Source organism: Sulfobacillus harzensis, assembly GCF_012933365.1.
GTDB classification, from domain to species: domain Bacteria; phylum Bacillota; class Sulfobacillia; order Sulfobacillales; family Sulfobacillaceae; genus Sulfobacillus_B; species Sulfobacillus_B harzensis.
On the sequence record NZ_JABBVZ010000325.1, the window covers coordinates 1 to 588 of the forward strand.

1 protein-coding gene is annotated in these 588 nt (G+C 61.9%); it reads right to left on the bottom strand.

Translation table 11 applies throughout. The annotated features are described in order from the left end of the window. A partial coding sequence (locus tag HIJ39_RS23315) for a transposase (RefSeq protein ID WP_169103398.1) occupies positions 1–402 on the bottom strand: 402 nt, incomplete at its 3' end. Positions 403–588 lie beyond the last annotated feature (186 nt).

Genomic DNA, 588 nt, shown 5'->3' on the forward strand with positions numbered 1-588 from the left:
GGGGCGCCGGAGCGCCCCACGGCGACGATCCGGATCGGGATACAGCCGGTAGAGGAAGTGGTAAAACGTGCCGACGGCCGGCACTTTCCCCGTCCAGCCACACAACCGGGCCAGGAACGGCGTTTGCTGTAGGCGCCGCACCCACGCGGAGATCGAGGGTTCCCCAAAAATGATTTGGAGGCCGAGGGCGCGCAAAAGCGTCACCGGATCAATCGGCGGGCGCCCCCGGGTGGGATGGTACGCCGTCGCTAAGATCGGCCGCAGGGCGTCGAGGTCGGCCGTGAGCGCCCACCTCAGCGCATCCTGCCAGGCCTGGGGCTCTCCCCAGTGGGCGGGCCAATTCGTGGTATCCTGTTGGAGTTGCTGCGGAAATGTCGTATGATGCCCGTGCAGTGCAAGCACGGGATCACCTCCCCCTCGTAGGATCTGGCAACAAATGCCAGTCATCCGAGGGTTGGGAGGTGATCCCATTTGTCAAGGATTTAGACCGATTTTCGGATATTGCCAGATTTTAGTGTAGGAAAATCGCAGCGTCCAATGCGTCAAACCCGCGCGCCGTGCGGGTTCGGATTAAATGAAAAGGCTCCT